The sequence below is a fragment of the Microcoleus sp. CAWBG640 genome (assembly GCF_020883015.1).
In the GTDB taxonomy this organism is placed as follows: Bacteria; Cyanobacteriota; Cyanobacteriia; order Cyanobacteriales; family Microcoleaceae; genus Microcoleus; species Microcoleus anatoxicus.
This window is the reverse complement of sequence record NZ_JAHRFC010000034.1, coordinates 57,794-62,364: the sequence shown is the minus strand read 5'-3', so window position 1 is coordinate 62,364 and position 4,571 is coordinate 57,794. Positions and strand designations below refer to the sequence as shown.

Sequence of the window (4,571 nt, the reverse complement as noted above, 5' to 3'; positions counted from 1 at the left end):
AATCACTTAGAATCCCGTTTGGAGTATATGAAAGCTAATCCTGAAGTGGATTGTATTGCGGGGGGTTTTGAGACGGATGGAGATATTTTTGTAGCTGATTATTATCAACCTGGAAAACTAATTAATGCTCAAGAGTGTGTTATGGGTGCTACTTTTTTTCTGAAACGTCATGTTTTGTTTGAATTAAGAGGGTTTCAAAATATTTCCTATGGAGAAGATACCGATTTATGGGAAAGGGCGCAAAAAAAATTCAACACGGTAAAAATTTCTCAACCTCGTACTTATATTTACACGAGAGCGGAAGACAGTGTGAGTAAGAGTTTTACAGCAAATATTGATTTAAATAATGATTAAGAAAATAAAGGCGATCGCTTCACCCAAAAAAAGTGCTTTAATCGCGATTATCCTCGCTGTAGGTTTGTTTATTTTTACAGGATGCCAAACCGTCAGTCACAAAAATGATGGAGTCATTCACTTAACCCTATGGCAAGGAATTAACCCTCCTGTCAACCGAGATGTATTCCAAAAATTAGTCGCAGAATTTAATCAGAAAAATCCTGACATTCAGGTAGAATCTATTTTCGCTGGTGAACTAGACCAACAATTACCAAAAATCCTGACATCTGTGGTGGGTAATTCTCCACCGGATATCCTTTCTTTTTACCCCCAAATGACAGGTCAATTTGTTAATTTAGATGCCATTGTTCCCCTAGAAGATTGGTTAGACAAATTGCCAGTGAAGTCAGAATTGTATCCCCGTGTTCTCGAAGAAATTCAATTAAACGGTCATACATGGTCAGTGCCTATCTCTACCAGTTCTATAGGGATTTTTTACCGTCCTAAATTATTTAAAGCAGCCGGAATCACCGAATTACCTAAAACTTGGGAAGAATTAAGGGAAGTCTCGAAAAAACTAACTATCGATAGGGACTCCGATGGGAAACCAGAACAGTATGGAATGTTAATTCCTTTTGGAAAAGGAGAATGGACTACTTTCACTTGGTTTCCCTTTTTACTAAGTGCCAATGGTCAAATAATCGAAAATAATCGCCCTAATTTAATGAATCCGGGGGCGATTAAGGCTATACAATTTTGGCAAGATTTATTAAAAGATGGTTCCGCGACTTTATCAATGCCAGAAAGAGGTTATGAAGAAGATGATTTTATTTCTGGCCGTGTCGCGATGCAAATTACTGGCCCTTGGACGTATATTATGAAAAGTAATGTCGATTATGGGGTTTTTCCAGTGCCGAGCGATATTCGACCAGCCACAGTCACGGGAACTGGGACATTATTTGTGATGAAAACTACTCCCGAAAGACAGAAGGCTGCCCTCAAGTTTTTGGAGTATGCTTTGAGCGAGCAATTTCAAACCAAATGGAGTATTGGCACGGGATTTTTACCGGCTAATATGAAATCAGCGCAGAGTCAAGCTTATCAAGAATTTATCAAGCGAAAACCTGTGATTAAAGTTTTTGTAGATCAAATGTCCGTTGCCGGATCGCGTCCTATTATCGCGGGATATAGTCGCATTTCACAAAATTTAGGTCGCGCCATCGAAGCTTCTATGCTAGGACAACCTGTAAAAAAAGCCTTACAAGAATCTCAAGATCGTTTAGATTTGATTTGGGAAGGAAAATAGAAAATATTGATCCCAAATATTTACATCGGTTACATCGGAATTATTATTTCTCTCCTCTCTTTCTCTGTGTCCTCTGTGTTCTCTGTGGTTTAATCATTCCAATACAACCGGAATTGATATCAATATTTCAGGTGAGAAAGCGACGATTTGGGAGCATCCCGATTTTGCATAGGCGAAGCATGACCGCAGAAAATTTATTAGTGATAACGAGAGATTTACAGTGGTCATGCTTCGCCCCTACGAATATATTTGCACTCATTGAGATGCACCGGACGATTTGGGATCATAAACCGGGTTTTTTGCGTAAGTCGTGACAAAATTTTTTTGAGCTTTATTTCTGAAGTTTATTCATGATGGCAAATCTTTTGTAAGTCCCCTATTTTAGTAAAAAATCTGTTGATTCAACCATCATCTGATACCAGTAGCAGCTCTGGGGCTCATCAGTCTCAGATTAGGTGCAGCAGTTCCATAGTTGACTCGACAACCGATGTTGAATAAACTGGCGCTGCACTCAAGTGGGACAATCTGCTGATCTAGGAGGGCACTGCAACTGACATACTGGTCGTCATTAGTATCTCTTACCATACATTCGATCGCCTTAGCACCCGATCGCGCCGACCAACTTTTCATACCTACCACTGCGATGATATGCTGCCAGTAAAAAGTTAATAGGAACACTCCCAAGACTACAGCAACTGCTACTCCGGCTTTCAATTTCCAACTATTGAGGAAATTTCCTAAAGTATTTTTCAAGTTGTCCACCGCAGAAATGGAGCTTTGGGTAGTTGTTTGTGGGGTTGTTTCTGGAATTGGTAAATTTGTTGGTGTTTGTTCTGTTGGAATTTCTGACATAATGTATTTCCTTGGGCTTGGATTGAGTGTACTAGATTAATTTTAGCAAAATTTACGTTGGAGTCAAAGGAGCTTTTTTGAACCGCAGAGGGCGCAGAGGGCGCAGAGAAAGAGTTCAGAGGTATACATTAAGTTTTATCTAGGATTTATGGTTGCTCTAGCAGTTGTATTAACTCTGATTCTGAAAGTTGGTGTATTCCTAAAGATTGAGCTTTTTCTAACTTAGAGCCTGCGTCTTCTCCGACAACTACATAGTTGGTTTTAGCACTAACGGAATTGGTGACTTTCCCTCCTGCTTTTTGAATCAAATCTTTAGCTTCATCTCGTTTTAAAGTTGGCAAAGTTCCAGTGATGACAAAGATTTTGCCAGCTAAGGGCAAATTATGTTGTGTGGAACTGTGATTTTTAACTTCGGATTTTAATTGCAATCCTGTAGTTTTCAACCGTTCAATTAAAGTTTGATTGGCCGGAACTTGAAACCACTGATAAACCGATTGAGCAATTTCTGGACCAATCCCATAAACACCTTCAATGGCTGCGGCGGATACTGAGGCTAATTCTTCGACATTGGTAAATCTTTCTGTCAGCAATTGGGCGTTAACGCTTCCGACGTGCCGAATCCCCAAACCGTAAAGTACGCGCGACCAAGGTTGAGTTTTTGATTGGTCGATCGCATTTACTAACTTTTCGGCTAATTTACCACCCATTCGCTCTAAATTCATCAATTTTTCTGGTGTTAAATCATACAAATCTGCCACAGAATTTAGCAAATTGTTATCAACCATCTGCTGCACCAATTTTTCTCCAACACCGTTAATATCTAGGGCATCCCGACTGCAAAAATGAATCAGGGAACCCCGCAAAATTGCGGGACAAGATGTATTAATGCAGCGGGTAACGGCCTCCCCTTTTTCGCGAACCACGGGTTGTTGGCATTCGGGACAGCAAGTAGGCATTTGAAATAGTTGAGCAGAATCTGGACGAAGTTCTGGTAAAACTCGCACTACTTCTGGTATAATCTCTCCAGCTTTTCTGACAATTACAGTATCGCCAATGTGGAGATTTAAGTCGGAAAGTCGATCGCTATTATGTAGAGAAGCCCGTGACACTGTAGTTCCGGCTAACTGCACTGGTTTTAGTTCTGCTACAGGTGTCAAGGCCCCTGTTCTGCCTACTTGGATGGTGACGGCTTCTACTATGGTAGGCACTTCTTGGGCTGGATACTTAAGGGCGATCGCCCAACGGGGAAATTTCTGAGTAAAACCCAACTGTTTTTGCAATTCAACGGAATTAATCTTGACTACAACTCCATCAGTCATGTAAGGCAAATTTTGCCGTTGAGTGTCCCATAATTCGTAATACTCCTGAACCTCATCTAAAGAATAGCAAATCTTACGGTTAGGATTTACTTTAAATCCCATTGTTCGCAACAATTCCAAAGAATCCCATTGAGTTTTTATCTGCTCATTTTCTTCCTTACTATGCAGAGGCATAGACAGGGTATCATTTTTATTTGAACTTTTTTTCGGTTCAAAATGTAGAGTGTAAGCAAAGAAATCTAACTTGCGCTGAGCGACAATTTTAGAATCCAACTGTCGCAGCGTACCGGCCGCGGCATTACGAGGATTCGCAAATAGTTGTTCCCCTGCTTTTTCCCGTTCCTGATTAATTTCTGCAAACACCGCTAAGGATAAGAAAGCCTCTCCCCGCACTTCCACAATCGGTGGCGGATTATCTATATTTAGCTGGAGAGGAATCGAGCGGATTGTCTTAACATTTTGAGTAATGTCTTCTCCTGAAATGCCGTCTCCCCGCGTCGCACCTCGGACTAAAACTCCATTTTCATAGGTTAATGCTAAGGCTGAACCATCTATTTTTAATTCACAAACATAGGAAACCCCCCCCAGCCCCCCCTTGTTAAGGGGGGGAGTAATTTCCCCTGTCTTCGTCAGGGGGGGAGTAATTTCCCCTGTCTTCGTCAGGGGGGGAGTAATTTCCCCTGTCTTCGTCAGGGGGGGAGTAATTTCCCCTGTCTTCGTCAGGGGGGGAGTAATTTCCCCTGTCTTCGTCAGGGGGG

3 protein-coding genes and 1 pseudogene are annotated in these 4,571 nt (G+C 41.3%); 2 read left to right on the top strand and 2 right to left on the bottom strand.

The genetic code is table 11. The features are described 5' to 3' along the window. Together AAFP11_RS17695 and AAFP11_RS17690 are read left to right on the top strand one after the other, a co-directional pair. Positions 1-354 (top strand): annotated as a pseudogene (locus tag AAFP11_RS17695) (glycosyltransferase family 2 protein); the annotation flags it as partial. Beyond that, positions 347-1,642 carry an ABC transporter substrate-binding protein gene (locus tag AAFP11_RS17690; RefSeq protein WP_341738263.1) on the top strand — a complete coding sequence of 432 codons (1,296 nt, stop codon included), beginning with the start codon at positions 347-349 and terminating at the stop codon, positions 1,640-1,642. The pseudogene AAFP11_RS17695 and the gene AAFP11_RS17690, both read left to right, overlap by 8 nt. Positions 1,643-2,050: 408 nt before the next feature. Here AAFP11_RS17690 and AAFP11_RS17685 read toward each other — a convergent pair whose 3' ends face one another. Both AAFP11_RS17685 and ligA read right to left on the bottom strand, forming a co-directional pair. Then, a complete protein-coding gene (locus AAFP11_RS17685) occupies positions 2,051-2,494 on the bottom strand; it encodes a hypothetical protein (protein WP_341738262.1) in 444 nt (147 codons plus the stop codon). Between the two features lie 146 nt (positions 2,495-2,640). Continuing rightward, positions 2,641-4,571, bottom strand: a 1,931-nt coding sequence (gene ligA / locus AAFP11_RS17680) for an NAD-dependent DNA ligase LigA (protein ID WP_341738261.1), incomplete at its 5' end; no start/stop codon positions are given.

Bases quoted from the DNA above. Each gene is read 5' to 3' on its own strand.
- AAFP11_RS17690 (WP_341738263.1), top strand. From the start codon at position 347: ATGATTAAGAAAATAAAGGCGATCGCTTCACCCAAAAAAAGTGCTTTA.
- AAFP11_RS17685 (WP_341738262.1), bottom strand. From the start codon at position 2,494: ATGTCAGAAATTCCAACAGAACAAACACCAACAAATTTACCAATTCCA.